This is a genomic window from Streptomyces sp. Y309, from assembly GCF_056712025.1.
On sequence record NZ_CM160048.1, the window covers coordinates 6,659,932 to 6,679,335 of the forward strand.

14 protein-coding genes and 1 pseudogene are annotated in these 19,404 nt (G+C 73.5%); 5 read left to right on the forward strand and 10 right to left on the reverse strand.

The genetic code is table 11. The annotated features are described in order from the left end of the window. Positions 1 to 153 precede the first annotated feature (153 nt). Complete coding sequence (locus tag AC0KTA_RS27530; RefSeq protein ID WP_481050903.1) at positions 154 to 624, forward strand: RrF2 family transcriptional regulator; 471 nt, start codon at positions 154 to 156, stop codon at positions 622 to 624. Here the strand turns inward: AC0KTA_RS27530 and AC0KTA_RS27535 are convergent. Beyond that, a complete protein-coding gene (locus AC0KTA_RS27535; protein WP_481050904.1) occupies positions 519 to 1,931 on the reverse strand; it encodes a globin domain-containing protein in 1,413 nt (470 codons plus the stop codon). The two genes, AC0KTA_RS27530 and AC0KTA_RS27535, sit on opposite strands and share 106 nt — an antisense overlap. 231 nt (positions 1,932 to 2,162) lie before the next feature. Here AC0KTA_RS27535 and AC0KTA_RS27540 point away from each other — a divergent pair, with 231 nt between their 5' ends. After that, positions 2,163 to 3,524, forward strand: a complete 1,362-nt coding sequence (locus AC0KTA_RS27540) for a glutamine synthetase family protein (protein WP_481056582.1) — start codon at positions 2,163 to 2,165, stop codon at positions 3,522 to 3,524. A gap of 142 nt (positions 3,525 to 3,666) precedes the next feature. Here AC0KTA_RS27540 and AC0KTA_RS27545 read toward each other — a convergent pair. After that, positions 3,667 to 4,445 (reverse strand): annotated as a pseudogene (locus AC0KTA_RS27545) (MMPL family transporter); the annotation flags it as partial. Between the two features lie 36 nt (positions 4,446 to 4,481). Continuing rightward, positions 4,482 to 4,919, reverse strand: a complete 438-nt coding sequence (locus AC0KTA_RS27550; protein WP_481050905.1) for a VOC family protein — start codon at positions 4,917 to 4,919, stop codon at positions 4,482 to 4,484. A 169-nt stretch (positions 4,920 to 5,088) separates the two neighbouring features. On the opposite strand from AC0KTA_RS27550, the gene AC0KTA_RS27555 reads away from it, so the two are divergent. Continuing rightward, the gene (locus AC0KTA_RS27555) at positions 5,089 to 8,082 is read left to right on the forward strand and encodes a bifunctional [glutamine synthetase] adenylyltransferase/[glutamine synthetase]-adenylyl-L-tyrosine phosphorylase (RefSeq protein WP_481050906.1); all 2,994 of its coding nucleotides are present in this window, start codon (positions 5,089 to 5,091) and stop codon (positions 8,080 to 8,082) included. On the opposite strand, the gene AC0KTA_RS27560 is transcribed toward AC0KTA_RS27555, so the two are convergent. The 3 genes from AC0KTA_RS27560 to AC0KTA_RS27570 form a co-directional block, all read right to left on the reverse strand. After that, positions 8,033 to 8,920 (reverse strand): phosphatase PAP2 family protein, encoded by an 888-nt coding sequence (locus tag AC0KTA_RS27560; protein WP_481050907.1) that lies wholly within the window; start codon positions 8,918 to 8,920, stop codon positions 8,033 to 8,035. The two genes, AC0KTA_RS27555 and AC0KTA_RS27560, sit on opposite strands and share 50 nt — an antisense overlap. A 129-nt stretch (positions 8,921 to 9,049) precedes the next feature. After that, entirely contained in the window at positions 9,050 to 10,066 is a 1,017-nt protein-coding gene (locus AC0KTA_RS27565) for a LacI family DNA-binding transcriptional regulator (protein ID WP_481050908.1), read from the reverse strand. A 25-nt stretch (positions 10,067 to 10,091) separates the two neighbouring features. After that, positions 10,092 to 11,960 carry a glycoside hydrolase family 13 protein gene (locus tag AC0KTA_RS27570; RefSeq protein WP_481050909.1) on the reverse strand — a complete coding sequence of 623 codons (1,869 nt, stop codon included), beginning with the start codon at positions 11,958 to 11,960 and terminating at the stop codon, positions 10,092 to 10,094. Positions 11,961 to 12,285: 325 nt separating this feature from the next. Between AC0KTA_RS27570 and AC0KTA_RS27575 the strand changes: the two genes are divergently transcribed. Beyond that, a complete protein-coding gene (locus AC0KTA_RS27575; protein WP_481056583.1) occupies positions 12,286 to 14,037 on the forward strand; it encodes a SpoIIE family protein phosphatase in 1,752 nt (583 codons plus the stop codon). Between the two features lie 44 nt (positions 14,038 to 14,081). Beyond that, on the forward strand, positions 14,082 to 14,447 hold the full coding sequence (locus tag AC0KTA_RS27580; protein ID WP_481050910.1) for a 5-carboxymethyl-2-hydroxymuconate Delta-isomerase: 366 nt from the start codon (positions 14,082 to 14,084) through the stop codon (positions 14,445 to 14,447). 27 nt (positions 14,448 to 14,474) lie between these two features. On the opposite strand, the gene AC0KTA_RS27585 is transcribed toward AC0KTA_RS27580, so the two are convergent. The 4 genes from AC0KTA_RS27585 to AC0KTA_RS27600 form a co-directional block, all read right to left on the reverse strand. Then, positions 14,475 to 15,179 carry a TetR/AcrR family transcriptional regulator gene (locus tag AC0KTA_RS27585; protein WP_481050911.1) on the reverse strand — a complete coding sequence of 235 codons (705 nt, stop codon included), beginning with the start codon at positions 15,177 to 15,179 and terminating at the stop codon, positions 14,475 to 14,477. 82 nt (positions 15,180 to 15,261) lie between these two features. Further along, on the reverse strand, positions 15,262 to 16,371 hold the full coding sequence (locus AC0KTA_RS27590; RefSeq protein WP_481050912.1) for a PDR/VanB family oxidoreductase: 1,110 nt from the start codon (positions 16,369 to 16,371) through the stop codon (positions 15,262 to 15,264). Position 16,372: 1 nt separating this feature from the next. Beyond that, positions 16,373 to 17,293, reverse strand: a complete 921-nt coding sequence (locus AC0KTA_RS27595; protein WP_481050913.1) for a metal-dependent hydrolase — start codon at positions 17,291 to 17,293, stop codon at positions 16,373 to 16,375. Positions 17,294 to 17,448: 155 nt separating this feature from the next. After that, positions 17,449 to 19,401 (reverse strand): hypothetical protein, encoded by a 1,953-nt coding sequence (locus tag AC0KTA_RS27600; protein WP_481050914.1) that lies wholly within the window; start codon positions 19,399 to 19,401, stop codon positions 17,449 to 17,451. Positions 19,402 to 19,404 lie beyond the last annotated feature (3 nt).

A 19,404-nucleotide genomic window follows, 5' to 3' on the forward strand; every position in this document is an offset into this window, starting at 1 on the left:
AAATACAGCATGCGCGCCGGGGCGGGGACGGTCACCATCCGGCCGATCTCGGCCACGACGGACGGGCGGACGGACGGCCGGGAGGGCCGGAGCGGCGACCGCAAGTCGAACCATAAGTTGAACCTCGGATGCGTATTACCTAACCTCCCTGGCATGCGGCTCCTGCACTCCACCGACCTCGCGCTGCGCGTCCTCATGCGGCTCGCCGTCGCGGACGAGGCCGCCGGGAAACGCGGCGCGGCGCCCACGACCCGCGAGGTCGCCGCCGACATGGCCGTGCCGTACACCCACGCGGCGAAGGTCGTGGCCACGCTGCGGCGGCTCGGCCTGGTGGAGACCCGCCGCGGCAGGGGCGGCGGGCTCTCGCTGACCGGCGCCGGGCGCACCGCCTCCGTCGGAGCGGTCGTACGGCACTTCGAGGGCGACGGGAACGTCGTCGAGTGCGAGGGCACGACGCCCTGCCCGCTGAACTCGGGGTGCCGGCTGCGTGGTGCGCTGCGCCGTGCCCAGGAGGCGTTCTACGCCTCGCTCGACCCCGTGACCGTCGAGGACGTCGTCGCCTCGCCGACAGGGCCGCTGCTCATCGGGCTCGCCCGCCACAGGTCGGGGCCGAACACCTCGTAGTGGATGTCGGCCGGCGCGACCCCCTTGGCGATGAGCTGGCCCCGTACCGCCTTCATGAACGGCACCGGACCGCACAGGTACGCGCGCGTGCCCGGCGCCACCGCGACCCCCGTCAGGTCGACGCGCCCGGTCCGGTCGGCCGGATACGCCGACTCCGGGCGCTCGTACCAGAAGTGGGCGGCGGCGTCCGGGAGTTTGCCGGTGTACGCGAGGTGGTCGGCGCGCAGCGGATGGTCGGCGGGGGAGCGGTCGGCGTGCACGACGGTGACGGGGGCGCGGTGTCCGGTGCCCGCGAGGTGTTCGAGCATCGCGATCATGGGGGTGACCCCGATCCCGGCGGAGGCGAGCAGCAGGGGCGGGGTGTCTGTGGCGTCTGTGGTGTCCGTGGCCTCTGTGGCGTCGTCCGTGCGGTCGTGCAGGACCAGGTCGCCGTACGGCGCGGAGAGGTGCAGGCGGCTGCCCTCGCGGACGTGGGCATGCAGATATGTCGACACCTCGCCGTCGGGAGCGTACGCGTCGGAATCGCCCCCGGCCCCGGCGGCCCGGGAGCCGGAATCGCCCCCGGCCCCGGCGGTCCGGACACCGGAACCACCCCCGGCCTCGGCCCCGGCAGCCCGAGCCGCCCGCACCCGTTTCACGCTGATCTGCCGCACCCCCGCCCCCGGCGCCCCCGACAGGCTGTACTGCCGTATCTGCCGCGCCCCGTCCTCAAGGCGGACCCGCACGGACACGTACTGACCCGGCCGGAAGTCCGGCGCGGGCGCCCCGTCGGCCGGGCGCAGCCGGAACGTGGCGACGTCCGGTGTCTCCTCGACGCGGTCCACCACCTCCCACTCCCGCCAGGCGGCCGTGCCCGCCGCGATGCCCCGCTCGGCGTAAAGGCGGCCCTCGATCGCGATCAGGGCGTTCGCCATCAGCCAGTACACCTCGTCCCAGGCGGCCGCGACCTCGGGCGTCACGGCGTCACCGAGCACCTCGGCGATGGCGGCGAAGAGGTGCTCGCGGACCGTCTCGTACTGGCCGGGCGCGACGCCGAGCGAGGCGTGCTTGTGGGCGATGCGGGCCAGCATCGCGTCGGGCCGCTCGTCGGGGTGCTCCACGAGATACGTGGCGAAGGCGGCGATCGACCCGGCGAGCGCCTGCCGCTGGGTGCCCGCGGCCTGGTTGCCGCGGTTGAAGAGGTCCCGGAGCAGCTCCGGGTGGGCGGCGAAGAGGCGGTCGTAGAAGCGCTCGGTGATGTCGTCGATCGCCCCGCCGACGGCGGGCAGGGTCGCGCGGACGGTGGCGGTGGACTGCTCGGACAGCACAGTGGCTCCTCTCGGCGGACCGGCGCCCGGCCGGTCTTAAAGTTGCATCCGAGATGCCACTTTAAACGGCGGGCCGACGCCGCTGTCACCGAGGTCGGGCGACCGTGCAGTATGGGCAAGGAGCGGCCGCAACGCGCATGAAACCGTGTGGTGGGATGCTCGTGTGCCGGGGCGACGTCCCGTGGCTTGGGAGCAGCCGGTTCCGACCAGCAAGGATGGGTGGAAGTCGAGATGGACAAGCAGCAGGAGTTCGTGCTCCGCACTCTGGAGGAGCGCGACATCCGGTTCGTACGCCTGTGGTTCACGGACGTACTCGGCTTCCTGAAGTCGGTCGCGGTCGCCCCCGCCGAGCTGGAGCAGGCCTTCGACGAGGGCATCGGCTTCGACGGCTCCGCGATCGAAGGCTTCGCCCGGGTCTACGAGTCCGACATGATCGCCAAGCCGGACCCGAGCACCTTCCAGGTCCTGCCGTGGCGCGCCGAGGCCCCCGGCACGGCCCGGATGTTCTGCGACATCCTGATGCCCGACGGCTCCCCGTCCTTCGCGGACCCGCGGTACGTACTGAAGCGGGCCCTCGCCAAGACCTCCGACCTCGGGTTCACCTTCTACACCCACCCCGAGATCGAGTTCTTCCTGCTCAAGGACAAGCCCCTCGACGGCTCCCGGCCGAGCCCGGCCGACAACTCCGGCTACTTCGACCACACCCCGCAGAACGTGGGCATGGACTTCCGCCGCCAGGCCATCACGATGCTCGAATCCATGGGCATCTCGGTCGAGTTCAGCCACCACGAGGGCGCGCCCGGCCAGCAGGAGATCGACCTCCGGTACGCCGACGCGCTCTCCACGGCCGACAACATCATGACGTTCCGCCTGGTCATGAAGCAGGTGGCCCTGGAGCAGGGCGTCCAGGCGACGTTCATGCCGAAGCCGTTCTCCGAGCACCCCGGCTCCGGCATGCACACGCACCTGTCCCTCTTCGAGGGCGACCGGAACGCGTTCTACGAGTCCGGCGCCGAGTACCAGCTCTCCAAGGTCGGCCGCTCCTTCATCGCGGGCCTGCTCCGGCACGCCGCCGAGATCTCCGCGGTCACCAACCAGTGGGTGAACTCCTACAAGCGCATCTGGGGCGGCTCGGAGCGCACCGCGGGCGCCGGCGGCGAGGCCCCCTCGTACATCTGCTGGGGCCACAACAACCGCTCCGCCCTCATCCGCGTGCCCATGTACAAGCCCGGCAAGACGGGTTCGGCGCGCGTCGAGGTCCGCTCGATCGACTCGGGCGCGAATCCCTATCTGGCGTACGCGGTGCTGCTCGCCGCCGGCCTCAAGGGCATCGAGGAGAGCTACGAACTCCCGCCGGGCGCCGACGACGACGTCTGGGCCCTCTCCGACGCCGAACGCCGCGCCATGGGCATCGAGCCGCTCCCGCAGAACCTGGGCGAGGCCATCCACCTCATGGAACGCTCCGAACTGGTCGCGGAGACCCTCGGCGAGCACGTGTACGACTTCTTCCTGCGCAACAAGAAGCAGGAGTGGGAGGAGTACCGCTCCGAGGTCACGGCGTTCGAGCTGCGGAAGAATCTGCCGGTGCTGTAGCCCTGGTCGGTACGGGGCCATGCGGGTCGGTACGGGGGCGTACCAGGCCCGACTGGTAGGCGCAGACGACCAGTTGGGCGCGGTCGCGGGCGCCCCGGTCTCCGTCGCCCTCGACCGGGCCCGTGCGGGCGGGCTCGCCGCCTGTGCGGTCACGCCCGCCGCCCCCGCGGATACGCCGCCCACCACTCTTGCGCACCCGCCGCGCGAGAACCGCGTTCGGCCAGAAGCCCAGCAGCGCCGGGACCGCCGTCAGCGCGACCAGTACCCCGGTGAGCACGGCCCCCGCCGCGCCCAGGCCCATCTTCGTCAGCATCGGGACGCCGATCACCGAGAGCCCGGCCAGCGCGATGACGACGGTGAGCCCGGCGAAGACGACCGCGGAACCGGCGGTGCCCGCGGCCAGTCCGGCCGCCTCCTGCGGGTCGTGCCCCTTGGCCTGCTCCTCGCGGTAGCGGAAGACCACGAACAGGGAGTAGTCGATGCCGACCCCGAGCAGCGCGGTGAGCAGCGGCAGACCCGCGGCGGCCAGCGAACCGAAGGTGATCAGGAGCACCACCGCGGCGATCAGGACGCCGATCACCTCGCCCGCCCCGGCCGCGGACTCGGTCTCCAGGACCGGCCCGCCCGCCTCGACGGTGAGGCCCGCGTCCCGAGCCTCCTCGATGGCGGCGCGGTACGCGCCCGACGTGACCTTCCGCCCGTCCTCCGCGACGAAGACGATCCGGGCCTCGGCCCCGGGGAACCGCTCGTCGATGAGGTCGTACGCCTCCTGGGCCTCGATCCCCGGCATCGAGGACGAGTCGTCGGGGGCGAGTCGTCGGGGGCGGCGGAGGCGTTGAGCGCGCCGAGGGCGACGACGGCGAGGACCGCCGCCCACAGCAGCACGACGAGGCGGCGCCGCCGGAAGGCCCACCGCCCCAAGCCTTACTGGGCGGGGCCCGCCCCGGGGTGCGCCCCCTACTGGTCGGCGGGCACGATCGCCTCCCGCAGCGGCGTCGTCGCCCGCACCCGGTACTCCTGGACCGACCAGCCGTTGCCGTCCGGGTCGGTGAAGTACATGAACGTGGCGCCGTCCTGCTCCGCGTACTGGACCGGCTCGGAGACGTTCAGGCCGCGGGCGGTCAGTTCGGCGTGGGCCTGCTTGATGTCGGGGACGCACAGCTGCAGGCCCTGGAGGGAGCCGGGCTTCGGGGTGGGGCCCGGGGTGGTCTCCCAGATGGCGATGCTGAGCATGATCGAACAGCCGGATCCGGGCGGGGTGAGCTGGAGCAGCCGCACGCCCGGCATGACCTCCGCGTCGATGTCCACGTGGAAGCCGCACTTGGACTCGTAGAACTCCTTGGCCCGGTCCAGGTCGCTGACGGGCACGCCGATCACTTCGAGTGTGTATTCCATGCGACGAGTACAGCAGCGATCGGGCGCCCTGTCCTGGGAAAAGCGCAGGCAGCGCGGCCGCCTGGACGCGTACGGTGTACGCCGCGAAGGGCTCCGCACACGCACCGAACTCATCCGCCGCCCCCTGGGTAGGCTCGGCCCCAGGAACGGACGAGCGAAAGGCGCGGGGATGACGGTGCCGCAGGGGCGCAGGAGCAGTACGTTCACGCGGCTGCTGCGGCACGGGTTCACCGACCCGTCCGCCGCCGAGCGCCTCCTCGCCGCGGCCGAGCTGGCCGCAGTCCGCACCGACCCGGTGCTCCTGGACGCCCTCGGCGCCACCGCCGACCCGGACCTGGCGCTGCTCGGCCTGGTCCGGCTCGCCGAGGCGCAGCCCGACGAGACCGCGCGCCGCGAGCTGCTCGACACCCTGATCAGCGCCAAGCCCCTGCGCGACCGGCTGCTCGGTGTCCTCGGCGCCTCCGAGGCCCTCGCCGACCACCTCGCCCGGCACCCCGGCGACTGGCGGGCCCTCGTCACGTACGAAGCCGCCGATCTGCACCCGGGCGTCGAGGAGTTCGAGCGCGGCCTCGCCGAGGCCACCGACCCGGTCTCGCTGCGCGTCGCCTACCGCCGCTGCCTGCTGTCCATCGCCGCCCGCGACGTGTGCGGCACCACCGGCATCGCCGAGACCGCCGCCGAACTCGCCGACCTGGCCACGGCCACGCTGCGCGCCGCGCTCGCCATGGCCCGCAGGGACGCGCCCGCCGACACCGCGCAGTGCCGCCTCGCGGTGATCGCGATGGGCAAGTGCGGCGGCCACGAGCTGAACTACGTCTCCGACGTCGACGTGATCTTCGTGGGCGAGGCGGTCGAGGGCGCCGACGAGGACAAGGCGCTGCGGGCCGCGACCCGGCTCGCCTCGCACCTGATGCGGATCTGCTCCGAGACGACCGTCGAGGGCACCATCTGGCCGGTCGACGCCAACCTGCGGCCGGAGGGCAGGAACGGCCCGCTGGTGCGGACCCTCTCCAGCCACCTCGCGTACTACCAGCGCTGGGCGAAGACCTGGGAGTTCCAGGCGCTGCTGAAGGCCAGGCCCGTCGCCGGCGACCCCGAGCTCGGCGCGGAGTACGTCGCCGCCGTGGCGCCCCTGGTGTGGCAGGCAGCCGAGCGCGAGAACTTCGTGCCCGACGTGCAGAAGATGCGCCGCCGCGTCGTCGAGAACATCCCCGCGGGCGAGGTCGACCGCGAGCTGAAGCTCGGCCCCGGCGGCCTGCGCGACGTCGAATTCGCCGTCCAGCTCCTGCAGTTGGTGCACGGCCGCGCGGACGCCTCACTACGCAGCGGCACCACCCTGGACGCCCTGGCCGCGCTCGCCGCGGGCGGGTACGTGGGCCGCGTGGACGCCACCCAGCTCGACGACGCCTACCGCTTCCTGCGCTCCCTGGAACACCGCATCCAGCTCTACCGGCTTCGCCGCACCCACCTGCTGCCCGACGACGACGCCGACCTGCGCCGCATCGGCCGCTCGCTGGGCATGCGCACCGAACCGCTCACCGACCTCGCCCGCGCCTGGAAACGGCACACCTCCGTCGTCCGCCGCCTGCACGAGAAGCTCTTCTACCGCCCGCTGCTCGACGCCGTCGCCCAACTCGCCCCCGGCGAGAGCAGGCTCAGCACCGAGGCCGCGCGCGAACGGCTCGTGGCCCTCGGGTACGCCGACCCCGCCGCGGCCCTGCGCCACCTGGAGGCGCTGGCCTCCGGCGTGACCCGCAAGGCCGCCATCCAGCGCACCCTGCTGCCCGTCCTGCTCGGCTGGTTCGCCGACTCCGCCGACCCGGACGCGGGCCTCCTCGGCTTCCGCAAGGTGTCCGACGCGCTCGGCAAGACCCCCTGGTACCTGCGGCTCCTGCGCGACGAGGGCGCCGCCGCGGAGAACCTGGCCCGCGTCCTCTCGGCCGGCCGGCTCGCCCCCGACCTGCTGCTGCGCGCCCCCGAGGCGGTCGCGCTGCTCGGCGACGAACGCGGCCTGGAACCGCGCGCACGCGCCCACCTGGAACAGGAGGTGCTCGCCGCCGTCGGCCGCGCGGACGGCGCCGAACAAGGGGTGACGGCGGCGCGCGGGGTGCGGCGGCGCGAGCTGTTCCGCACGGCGGCCGCCGACATCATCGCGTCGTACGGCACCGAGGGGAGCCCCGTCGAGGCTGACGTGGGCGCGCTGGTGGACCGCGTCGGCCTCGCGGTGTCCGACCTGACGGCGGCCACGATCGCGGGCACGCTGCGTGCCGTCGTCCGCGAGGGCTGGGGCGACGAGCTGCCCACCCGCTTCGCGGTGATCGGCATGGGCCGGTTCGGGGGCCGGGAGCTGGGCTACGGCTCGGACGCGGACGTCCTGTTCGTGCACGAGCCGCGCGAGGGCGTCGACGACCAGGAGGCGGCGAAGGCGGCCAACCAGGTCGTCGCCGAGATGCGGCGGCTGCTGCAACTGCCGAGCGCCGACCCGCCCTTGCTGATCGACGCGGACCTGCGCCCGGAGGGCAAGACCGGGCCGCTGGTGCGCACCCTGAAGTCCTACGAGGCGTACTACCGCCGCTGGTCCCAGGTCTGGGAGTCGCACGCGCTGCTGCGGGCCGAACCGGTCGCGGGCGACCCGGAACTCGGCCGGGCCTTCATGGATCTCGCCGACCCGCTGCGCTACCCCGCCGAGGGCCTCGGCGAGGACGCGGTCCGTGAGATCCGCCGCCTGAAGGCCCGCATGGAGTCCGAGCGGCTGCCCCGCGGCGCCGACCCCACCCTGCACACCAAGCTCGGCCGCGGCGGCCTCTCCGACGTGGAGTGGACGGTCCAGCTCCTCCAGCTCCAGCACGGCTGGGCCGAGCCCGGCCTGCGCACCACCCGCACCCGTGAGGCCCTGCACGCGGCGTGCGCGGCGGAGCTGCTCACGGCGGAGGACGCGGCGATCCTCGACGACGCCTGGGTCCTCGCCACCCGGGTGCGCAACGCGGTGATGCTGGTGCGCGGCCGCGCCGGCGACACGTTCCCGTCGGGCGGCCGGGAGCTGGCCGCCGTGGGGCGTTACTTGGGGTACGACGCGGGGACGGTGGGCGTGATGCTGGACGACTACCGGCGGATCACGCGACGGGCTCGCGCTGTCGTCGAAGAGAAGTTCTACGGGGCGTAGATTCCTGTACCAGCTGGGGCAATTGGTACGGCAGCTTTCCGTACCAGAGCCGCGCCACCGTGTAGCCGAACGCCAGGCAGATCATGCCGCCCACCGCGTCCAGCCAGAAGTGGTTGGCGGTGGCGACGATCACGATCAGCGTCGCCGTCGGATACAGCAGGCCGAGGACCTTCACCCACGGCACCGACGCCAGCGCGAAGATGGTCAGGCCGCACCACAGGGACCAGCCGATGTGCATCGACGGCATGGCCGCGTACTGGTTCGACATGTTCTTCAGGTCGCCGGAGGCCATCGAGCCCCAGGTGTTGTGGACCACGACCGTGTCGATGAAGTCCCCGCCGGGCATCAGCCGGGGCGGCGCGAGCGGATACAGGTAGTAACCGACAAGGGCGACCGCCGTCGTCGCGAACAGCACCAGGCGGAACGCCGCGTAACGGCCGGGATGCCAGCGGTAGAGCCACACCAGGACGCCGAGGGTCACGATGAAGTGCAGCGTCGCGTAGTAGTAGTTCATGCCGACGATGAGCCATGTCACCGAGTCCACGGCGTGGTTGACCGAGCGCTCGAAGGCCAGGCCGAGATCGTGCTCCACGCGCCAGATCCAGTCCGCGTTGCGCAGGGCCGCGGACTTCTGTTCCGGCACGGCGTTGCGGATCAGTGAGTACGTCCAGTAACTCACCGCGATCAGCAGGATCTCGAACCACAGCCTGGGGCGCCGAGGGGTGCGCAGTCGACGCAGAAAATTCCGCCCATTGCGGTCATCTTCCTCGCCCGCGATGGGTGATGTGGTGGTGGGCCTTTGTCGGCCTTCCAGTGTCGTCACAGTCGTCTCACCCATAGGGACAGAGTCTGCCAGATGCCCACCGCTCTTCAGATCATCCCCCGGTTGGGTTCCGGCCGCATTCCCTACGCCCCAGGGACGAGGCACTCCAGGGGGAGCCTCAGGGGCCGCCCGCGGGGCCGTCCCCTAGGGGCACGAGGCCGTGGAGCCCCTGACCACCAGTTCCGGCATGAAGACGAATTCGCTGTGCGGCGCGGGGGTCCCGCCGATCTCCTCCAGGAGCGTGCGCACCGCCGCCTGCCCCATCGCCGGGACCGGCTTGCGGATCGTCGTCAGCGGTGGATCGGTGAAGGCGATCAGGACCGAGTCGTCGAAGCCGACGACCGAGATGTCGTCCGGCACTTCGAGGCCCCGCTCGCGCGCCGCCCGGATCGCGCCGAGCGCCATCATGTCGCTGGCGCACACCACCGCCGTGCAGCCGCGCTCCATGAGCGCGGCCGCCGCTGCCTGTCCGCCCTCGAGCGTGTACAGCGAGTGCTGGACGAGATCCGCCTCGATCTCCTCCGGCAACAGGTCGAGCCGCTCGCCCATCGTGCGCGTGAAGCCCTCGATCTTGCGCTGTACGGGGACGAAGCGCCGCGGGCCGAGCGCGAGGCCGATCCGGGTGTGCCCGAGCGAGGTCAGGTGCGTGACCGCGAGACGCATCGCCGCGCGGTCGTCCGGCGAGATGAACGGCGCCCGCACCTTCGGCGAGAAACCGTCCACGAGGACGAACGGCACGCCCTGCGCGCGAAGCTGTTCATAGCGCCGCACGTCGGCGGTGGTGTCCGCGTGCAGGCCCGAGACGAAGATGATGCCCGCGACGCCGCGGTCCACCAGCATCTCGGTGAGCTCGTCCTCCGTGGAGCCGCCGGGCGTCTGGGTGGCGAGCACCGGCGTATACCCCTGCCGGGTCAGGGCTTGGCCGATCACCTGCGCCAGGGCGGGGAATATCGGGTTCTCCAGCTCCGGCGTGATCAGGCCGATCAGGCCCGCGCTGCGTCGGCGCAGCCGTACGGGCCGTTCGTAGCCGAGGACGTCGAGCGCGGCGAGCACGGACTGGCGGGTGGCCGCAGCGACGCCGGGTCTGCCGTTCAGGACCCGGCTCACGGTCGCCTCGCTGACCCCCGCCTGTGCTGCGATGTCGGCCAGTCGCGCGGTCACAGGACCGGACTGTACCGGTCGTCTCTCACACTGCCCACCAGATGGTTGAATCCGGCGGCAGTACGGCGTCGGAGCCGGGCCCGTCCAAGTCGGCGTCCGGCGCACGCGAGTTGAGGCTGCACAGGAGCGGGGTGCCGGGGGCGGGGACGGTGACGGGGCGGCCGGTCAGGTTCACGGTGACGACGAGCGAGCGGGCGTGGCCGGGGTGCTGGGCGGTGCCGCCCGCGCCCGCGGGGCCGCTCGCGCTCGACTGAGCGCCCGCACTCCCTGGCCCGCGGCCCGCGCTCGCACTCCCTGGGCCGCCGCCCGCGCCCGCACAAGCACTCGCGTCCCCCGGCCCCTCCGCCGTCCTGCGGAACGCCAGCACCCCCTCCGGCGCCGGGAGCCACTCCACCTCCCGGCCCGCGCCCAGCGCCGGATGCGCGCGGCGCAGCGCCAGCGCGGACCGGTACAGCTCCAGGGTCGACGCCGGATCGCCCTCCTGTGCCGCGACCGTGAGGTCCCGCCACGCGGCGGGCTGCGGCAGCCAGCTCGGGCCGTCCTCCGCGGGCCCGAACCCGAAGGGCGGCCGCGTGCCGGACCACGGCAGCGGCACCCGGCACCCGTCACGCGTGCCCTCCTGGCCCGCACCTTCCTGGCCCGAACCCGCCGCCCCCGCGCCCCGGAAGAACGCCGGGTCCTGGCGCACCTCGTCGGGCAGGTCCGTCACCTCGGGCAGGCCCAGCTCCTCGCCCTGGTAGAGGTACGCCGAGCCGGGCAGCGCCAGCATCAGGAGCGTCGCCGCGCGCGCCCGGCGCAGCCCCAGGGCCGGGTCGCCGTCGGCGAAGCGCGTGACGTGCCGTACGACGTCGTGGTTGGAGAGCACCCAGGTCGCGGGCGCGGCCACGGTGTTCATGGCGGCCAGCGAGCGGTCGATGACGGCGCGCAGCGCCGCCGCGTCCCAGCCCGTCATCAGATAGGTGAAGTTGAAGGCCTGGTGCAGCTCGCCCGGGCGCAGATACAGCGCGCTGCGCTCCACCGTCGGCGTCCAGGCCTCGGCGACGGCGATGCGCTCGCCGTCGTAGGAGTCGAGGAGGGCCCGCCACTCGCGGTAGATCTCGTGCACGCCGTCCTGGTCGAAGTACGGCACGGGCGCGGCGCCGAGCAGCTTGACCTGCTCGGGGTGGCCGACGTCCGGCAGCCCCGCGGCCTTGATCAGGCCGTGCGCCACGTCGATGCGGAAGCCGTCGACGCCGAGGTCGAGCCAGAAGCGCAGGATGGACCGGAACTCCGCGTGCACCGCGGGGTGTTCCCAGTTGAAGTCGGGCTGTTCGGGGGCGAACAGGTGGAGATACCAGTCGCCGGGGGTGCCGTCCGGATTCGTGGTGCGGGTCCAGGCCGGGCCGCCGAAGACGGACTCCCAGTCGTTGGGAGGCAGTTCGCCGCGCGGGCCCCGGCCGGGGTGGAAGTGGAAGCGCTCCCGCAGCGCCGATGCCGGACCCCCGGCCAGCGCCCGCCGGAACCACTCGTGCTGGTCCGAGCAGTGGTTGGGCACGATGTCGACGATCACCCGCAGGCCGAGCTCGTGCGCCCGGCGTACCAGTGTGTCGGCGTCGGCGAGGGTGCCGAACACCGGGTCGACCACGCGGTAGTCGGCCACGTCGTACCCGGCGTCGGCCTGCGGCGACGCGTAGAACGGCGAGAGCCAGACGGCGTCCACGCCGAGCCCGCGCAGATACGGCAGCCGGGCCGTGACGCCCGGAAGATCGCCCATGCCGTCGCCGTCGGAGTCGGCGAAGCTGCGCGGATAGACCTGGTAGATGACCGCGTCGCGCCACCAGTCGGGGCGCTCCGTGGCGGCCGCGGTGCTGGCGTCATGCTGTTCGGTACGGACGTCGGTGGTGTGCTGCGTCATGAAGTCCCTTGCCGGTACGGGGATTTCCTGCTGTCCCCACAGTGTCGCGTCAGTGTGTCGCGCCGGGGGAGCCGGGCACTGGAGTGAACGTCCGGCGCGCGACGAAGGTCACGAACGGGACGAAGGCCACGAACGGCCGTGCGGGGCTCGCCGAGGAGGGGCGGATCCTAGCGTCAACCCCGTCGCGGCCGGGAGAGGTTGGATGATCTCCACCGTTCCAGGTCGTACCCCGGCCTCGCACTCCCAGGTGGTGTGTTAGAGCGCTAGCGTGGACGCGCGAGCCCGAGGAGGCCCGTTCCGTCCGCAGGTCCTGGGGGCTGTCCACGTGGGCGTCAGGGACAAGGAAGACGCAGTAGGCGCAGCAGGGGAGGCCGGGCCTGGTGCCACCACGGTCCTGGTCGTCGACGACGCGCCCGCGAGCCGGTACGCGCTGGGCGCGGTGCTGCGCCGCGCCGGTCACCGCGTCGTGCTCGCCGCCAGCGCGGGCGAGGCGCTGATCGAGCTGGACGTGCGGCTGCGCGCCGGCGAACTGCCCGACGTGGCCCTCGTCGACGTCGGCCTGCCCGACATGAGCGGCTACGACCTGTGCCGCCGCCTGAAGGAGTCCCCGCCGACCGCGGGCCTGCCCGTCGTCCACTTCTCCGCCGCCGCGCACGGCTCCGCGGACCGCTGCCGCGGGCTCGACGCGGGCGGCGAGGCCTATCTGACCGTGCCCGCCGAGCCCGAGGAGATCACGGCCGTGGTCCGCGCCGCCGCGCGCGGCGCCCGGCGCCGCAGCGCCGCGCAGACCCGGGCCGGCCGCCTCAGCCGGCTCGCGGAGGCCGTCCTCGACGTGCAGTCCGTCGGCTGCGTCCGCGAACTGGTCGACGCCGCGGCCGCCGACGCGGCGGGCCTCAGCGGCGCCCCCGCCGCGGCCTTCGTCCTCGGCGAGGAGGGCGAGATCCACTGCGGCCGCTCGCACCGCCGGCTGCCCGCCAGGCTGCCGGAACCGGACGCGCTCGAGAGCGTGGTCCACCTGATGTGGCGCCTGATGTCCGGCAGGACCGGTGTGCACACGACGACAGTGCCGGGACCGCTGTGGCCCACGGGGTTCGTGGGGATGGCGCCGTGGGCGGCCGACGTGAACGGAGGCGACGCGCCCGGACCGGCGGGCGGCGCCCGGGCGGACGGTTCCGCGGGCGGCGGCGCCGTGCTGCCCGGGCCGGGGGAGGGGGCGCTGCTCGCGCTGGCCCGCACCCGGGAGGACCTCGCGCCGGTGTGCCTGGCCACCGCCGCGTACGCGCAGGACTCCGCCGCCGACCTCGGCCGCCTGGCACACGCCACCGCCCGGGTCGCGGAGCGGCTGCTGATGTACGAGAAGGAGCGGCACGTCGCGCTGACGCTCCAGCACAGCTTCCTGCCGGTCGCCCTGCCGCACCTGCCGGGCACGGAGATCGTCGTCCGCTACGAACCGGCGTCCCGGCAGGCCGAGATCGGCGGCGACTTCTACGCGGCGCTGCCCACGCCCGCGGGGGTGCTCACCGGCATCGGCGACGTCGTGGGCCACTCGCTCGAAGCGGCCACGGTGATGGTGGAGCTGCGCCACGCCCTGCGCGCGTACTGCATCGAGGACCCCGACCCCGGCCGCCTCACCAGCCGCCTGGACCGCATGCTCCAGCACTACCACCCCGACGTCACCGCCACGATGTGCCTGGCCCTCGTCGATCCGCCCTCGGGCCGCGTCCGCGTCGCCAACGCGGGCCACATCCCGCCGCTCGTCGTACGCGACGAAGGCACGGCCGCGTACGTCAAGGCGAGCGGCCCGCTGCTCGGCCTCGGCCTGGACCGCCCGCCGCCCGCGGAGACCCGGCTCACCGCCACGGACCGCCTGCTGATGGTCACCGACGGGCTGATCGAGACGCGCGGCACGGACCTCGCCGTGTCGATGGAGCAGCTGCGCGTCGCGGCGGCCGCGGCCCCGCCGGGCGTGACGGCTCTGTGCGACACGCTCCTGGAGTGCTTCGGCCGCGAACGGGACGACGACATCGCGTTGTTGGCGCTGCGCCTGACCGCCACCGCGGCGGCCGCGGAACAGTAGGGGAGAATGATCACGTACACCGGATACGTGAGAGAGGGCGCCCCATGCCGCAGATCACCGTCGACTACTCCGAGCCGCTCGCCGACTCCTTCGACCGGCGCGGCTTCGCGCTGGCGCTGCACACGCTGCTCCACGAGACCGTCGAGAACGTCCCCCTCGACACCTGCAAGTCCCGCTTCGTGGCCACCGACCACACCGTGGTGGGAGCGGCCACGGCGGACCACGACGTCGTGCACGTCCTGATCGGGCTGCTGCCCGGCCGCTCCGCCGAGGTCAAGGCGCGGGTCTCGGACGCCGCCCTGAAGCTCGTACGGGAATACGTGAAGCCGGTCGCGGGCCGCACCCTGCACGCCTCCGCCGAGATCCGTGAACTCGACGCCTCCTACCGGAAGTTCGCCCAGGAAGCCTGACGTGCGGGGCGTATCAGTACGGGGCTATTACGGCAGCGCCGCCGCCGGAGCCAGCGCGGACAGCCGGGCCAGCAGGTCCGCGAACGGCCCGTCGGCGGGCTCGCCCGCGAGGATGCCGCCGAGCAGGAGCGCCATCTCGTCGTCGTAGGCGGCGCTCACGGCCGCCAACGCGGCGAAGTCGTGGACGAGTTGGAGCTCCAGTTCGGCGCGCGGGATGCGGCGGCCGTCCAGCCAGATGAGCGCCGTGGACTCGGCGAGCGAGATCCAGGAGCGCACGACCAGTTCGAGCCGGGCGGGCGGCGCGGTGACCCCGAGGTGCGCGAGGATCTGGTCGTACGCGGCCTGCCGCACCGAGTCGATGAGCGCGTTCGTCGTCGACGACCCGACGGCCGGACCGCCGCGCATGAGCGCGGAGAAGCCGGGCCCGTGCTCGTCGACGAAGCCGAGGAAACGCCCGGTCACCCGCAGCAGGCGCGCCCCCAGCGGCCCCTCGTGCGGCTCCATGAACCGCCCGGCCAGCTCGTCGGCGGCCCGCTTGAGCGCCGCCTCGTACAGGCTGAGTTTGCCGGGGAAGTAGTGGTACACGAGCGGGCGTGAGATGCCCGCGGCCGACGCTATCTCGTCGATGGAGACGTCGTCGGGGGAGCGATGGCTGAACAGCTCGAGCGCGACCCCGATGAGCTGCTGCCGCCGCTCCTCGACGCCCATCCTGCGGCGCATCCCGGTAGTCATGCGAACACTCTACCGATGCGATCAGGCCGTGAACGGACGCCCCCGCTCCGCCTGTTCGCGGAGGCCGCCCGCGGCGGCGGGGCTACAGGTCGAGGACGAGCCGCGGACCGCGCGCCCGAGACACACAGAGCAGCATCGAATCACCGCGCTCGCCGTCGGTCAGGAGTTCGTCGCGGTGGTCGATCTCGCCCTCCAGGACGCGGTGTTGGCAGGTCCCGCAGAAACCCTGCTCGCACGAGTACGGCACGTCGGGCAGCTCCGTGCGGACGGCGGCGAGCACCGTGGTGTCCGCGCCGACGGCCACTGTGCGGCCGGTGCGCCGCAGTTCGACCTCGAAGGCGGACTCGCCGCCGGTGGAGGCGGCGGGCGCGAACCGCTCCAGATGCAGCGAGCAGCCCTCGGGCAGCGCGTCGGCGACGGCGTCCATGAGCCCCTCGGGCCCGCACACGTACACGGCGGCACCGGCGGCTCCCCGCTCCTCCTCGCTGAGGAAGGCGCCGACATCGGGCCGCCCACTCACATCCTCGGCAACGACACACACCCGCCCTCCTCCACCCCCGCCCAACTTCTCCAACTCCTCCAGGAAGGGCATGGAGGCACGGGACCGCCCGCAGTACAGCAGCCGCCAGTCGGCGCCCGCCGCGTCCACGGCCCGCACCATGGCGAGGATCGGCGTGATCCCGATCCCGCCCGCCACGAAGACGTACGACGCCGCGTCGCCGACGAGCGGGAAGCGGTTGCGCGGCCCGCGCACCTCCACCTCCGCGCCCTCGCACAGCACTTCGTGCACCTCGCGGGACCCGCCGCGGCCGCCCTCGTCCGGGCCGATGAGCCGGGTCGCGACGGTGTACGAGGACGTGTCCTCGGGGTCCCCGCACAGCGAGTACTGCCGTACGCGCCCCGACGGCAGGACGAGGTCCAGGTGCGCGCCGGGCTCCCAGGCGGGCAGGCCCGCCAAGGGGCCGCCTTCCAGGCGCAGTTGTACGACGCCGTCGGCGACGCGCTCGTGCCGGGCGACGCGCAGCGTGAGCGCACGCGAGCGCGGCTGCCCGGAGACGGGCTCCTCCAGAGCGGGCAGCGGCCACAGCGGCGAGGCGTGGATGCGGCGCCGGAGGGCGCGGCGAGTCAACAGCACGGCACTGGTGACGAGAACGGCGGTGCGGGCGGTGGCCCTCAGTCGGGGCAGCGTCATGTCAGGCGGCCCCGTTCGTGTTGGTACGGGCTTCGGCGGCGGTGGCCGCGGGGGAGGAGGCGAGGTAGGCGACGGCCTGCTCCGTGCTGCACTCCTGGGAGGGGTGGTAGGCGCGGCTGAGGTAGCGCGGGATGGAGCGGATCATGTCGCCGGTGGTGGGGAGGGTGCCCGCACGGCCACTGCGATGAAAGTCCCGGAAGGAGGCCTTGCCGTTCGCGAGAGTCGGATCGTTCTCCATGAAGAACCGGGCGCCGCGCTGCCAGAGGAACACCAGCGCGGTGAAGGCGGTGGCCCAGGTGCGGACGCGGCGGCGGTAGCCCCCGTCGACGTGCATGAACAGGTCGAAGGCGACCGCGCGGTGCTCGACCTCCTCGGCGCCGTGCCAGCGCAGCAGGTCGAGCATGGTCGGATCGGCGCCGCGCCGGTCCAGCTCCTCGGCGTTGAGCACCCAGTCGCCCAGGAACGCGGTGTAGTGCTCGATCGCGGCGATCATCGCGACGCGCTCCATCAGCCACCAGTGGCGGGGCCTGCCCGGCGGCAGGGTGCGGTCGCCGAGCAGCTTCTCGAAGAGCCAGTCGACCTGGGCGGTGTACGGCGTGGGGTCGAGGCCCTGCTCCCGCAGATGCGGGAGGACTTCGTCGTGGGCCTGGGAGTGCATGGCCTCCTGGCCGATGAACCCGATGACGTCCTCACGCAGCCGCTCGTCGCGGATGTGCGGGAGGACCTGCTTGTAGACGTGCACGAACCAGCGTTCGCCGGCCGGGAGGAGCAGGTGCAGGACGTTGATGGTGTGCGTGGTGAAGGGGTCCCCCGGGAGCCAGTGGAGCGGGGTGCTCTCCCAGGAGAAGGAGACGTTGCGGGCCTTGAGCGGTATGCGCTCCTCCGCGACGGGCTGCGGGAGCCGGGCCTTCGTATTAGACATGGCGTCAATGTACTGGCGGGTAGGGGTGGGGTACAGGTGTTGGCAGAGGCTTTTTCATCCCCCACCCCCGCCCCTTCCCGTAACCAGGGGCTGCCGCCCCTGGCCCCCGCTGTCGCCGCTCCGCGGCTCGTCCTCAAACGCCGGACGGGCTGTCTCTAGCGCAGCGTCTGCACCTTCGTGCCGTTCGGGAGGTGGCCCGTCACCCTGGGCCGGGCCCCCTGCTCGCTGCGTACGGCAAGCGTGTTGCCGGACCCCCGCTCGCCCCCGGCCACGGAGACCGAGGACAGGTCCTTGCTGCCCGCGGCGAGGAGATACCAGCCCCCGGCAGGGGACTTCCACAGCACCCCGGCCAGCACCCGCGGCTCCCGCACCCCGCATGCGGCACTCCCCTCCGACTTGGCGGCAACGGCCCCGGCCCGGCCCCCGGGGGCGACGAACTGGGCGAGCACCCGACCCGCACCGCCGCGCCAGGTCTCGGCCCGCGTGCACACCCACTCCGCGCTCCCGCTGCCGTCAGGCAGGTCCTGACGGGCGTACGCCCAGGCGTTCACGACCCGCACCCCGTGCGACCGTGCCGCCGCGAGCGAACACGCGGTCCGCGACCAGTCCTTGGGCGCGGCCTCGCGGGGCGCGTCCGGCCGGCCGGCGGTGAGGTGGGCGGGCGTGAGCTCGCCGAGGTCGGTGGTGAGCCGCGCGGCGCCGGTGTGGTCGCGCAGTTGGAGGGCGTTCCAGGAGCGGCACTCACGGGCGAGGGCGGGGCTGGCGAAGGGGTCGGTGACGCCGTCGGTGGTGCGCCGCAGCGCCATGGCGTCGCCGTCGGTCTTCAACAGGTCCCGCACGGCGGCGGTCCGCACCCAGGGGGCCGTCAGATAGCGCACGTTGCCGTCGGCGCGGCCGACCACGACGGCCCCGGCGTCGGCGGCGTCCGCGCCGTCGACGCGCGCGAAGTCGAGGGCGGCGCCGCCGGTCCCTTCCTGCGGCTCGGCGTACCGCACGACGCGCATGCCGTCGTACAGAAGCACCACGCGCGCCCCGTCGACGGGCCCCGCGAAGAGCAGTTGCGCGGGCCCGGGCGGCGCGCCCGACGGGGTGCCGGGTGTGGCGGAGACCCGCACGGACTTGCCGGGCCGCGCCCACACGGCGAGCGCGCGCCGCAACAGCGCCTGGTCGTCGACGAGTTCGCCGCGGGCGGGCCAGACGGAGAAGTCGGTGCGCGCGGACTGCTTCCAGGCGGTGGGCGCGGCCTTCGTCAGCCGGCCGGGGTCGAGGGCGGCCTCCGCGGCGGGGTTCTTCGCGTACGGGGGCGCGGCGGCGCCGTCCGGGCCCCAGCCGTCGCCGGGCATGCCGAGCAGCGCGCCGCACACGAGGGCGGCGACGGCGGCGATGCCCGCGGCCTTCAGGTGCTGGCGGCGCCGCATCAGGTCCGTGGGCCTGGCCTGCAGGGAGCACGGGTCGAACTCGGGCGATTCGAGGAGTGCGGCCGTGCTCCGGCCGTCGGCCGTCGCGGCGCCGGCTTCGGCGAGCGCGGCGTCGATGCCGTCGGCCTCCGTGTCCTTGGTGCCTCCGGTGTCGACGCCGATGGCGTCGAGGACGCGCCGCACTTCGTCGTCCGTGAGCCGTTCGAGCCCGCGCAGCACGTACGCGGCGCGGCCGGGCCCGGACAGCGCGGCGAGCCGCTGGTCCAGGGCGAGTTCGTCGGCGCCGCCCGAGCGCGGGAACAGCCGCAGGCCCCACACCTGCGGCAGCAGCGGCGGCAGTTGGGCCCGCTTGGGCCAGGCGGCCCTGCGCAGCGGAAGCCCGGCGTCGAGGGCGGCGCGCAGAACCTGGCAGCGTACGTACGCGTAGCCGGGGTCGGTGCCGCGGCCCGCGGGCCTGCGCTGGTCGGGGACGGCCGGGGCGGTGGCGCGGCCGCGCGGCAGGGCCCGCTGGACCAGGGCGTGCGCGCTCAGGACGCGGCGGTTGCGGCCGAGGCCGGGCGGCAGCACCAGGTAGGCGAGGCGGACCAGGCGCGGGTAGTGCTCGACGAGGGCGGCCTCGGCCTGCTCGACGTCGACGATGGTGGCGGCGCCGTGGGGGGCGGCGGTTTTCGTGGACTGCGATGACGACACGTT

Excerpts from the sequence above, each read along its gene's own strand:
- AC0KTA_RS27530 (WP_481050903.1), top strand. The coding sequence starts at position 154 with ATGCGGCTCCTGCACTCCACCGACCTCGCGCTGCGCGTCCTCATGCGG.
- AC0KTA_RS27540 (WP_481056582.1), top strand. The coding sequence starts at position 2,163 with ATGGACAAGCAGCAGGAGTTCGTGCTCCGCACTCTGGAGGAGCGCGAC.
- AC0KTA_RS27550 (WP_481050905.1), bottom strand. The coding sequence starts at position 4,919 with ATGGAATACACACTCGAAGTGATCGGCGTGCCCGTCAGCGACCTGGAC.
- AC0KTA_RS27555 (WP_481050906.1), top strand. The coding sequence starts at position 5,089 with ATGACGGTGCCGCAGGGGCGCAGGAGCAGTACGTTCACGCGGCTGCTG.
- AC0KTA_RS27560 (WP_481050907.1), bottom strand. The coding sequence starts at position 8,920 with ATGGGTGAGACGACTGTGACGACACTGGAAGGCCGACAAAGGCCCACC.
- AC0KTA_RS27570 (WP_481050909.1), bottom strand. The coding sequence starts at position 11,960 with ATGACGCAGCACACCACCGACGTCCGTACCGAACAGCATGACGCCAGC.
- AC0KTA_RS27580 (WP_481050910.1), top strand. The coding sequence starts at position 14,082 with ATGCCGCAGATCACCGTCGACTACTCCGAGCCGCTCGCCGACTCCTTC.
- AC0KTA_RS27585 (WP_481050911.1), bottom strand. The coding sequence starts at position 15,179 with ATGACTACCGGGATGCGCCGCAGGATGGGCGTCGAGGAGCGGCGGCAG.
- AC0KTA_RS27590 (WP_481050912.1), bottom strand. The coding sequence starts at position 16,371 with ATGACGCTGCCCCGACTGAGGGCCACCGCCCGCACCGCCGTTCTCGTC.
- AC0KTA_RS27595 (WP_481050913.1), bottom strand. The coding sequence starts at position 17,293 with ATGTCTAATACGAAGGCCCGGCTCCCGCAGCCCGTCGCGGAGGAGCGC.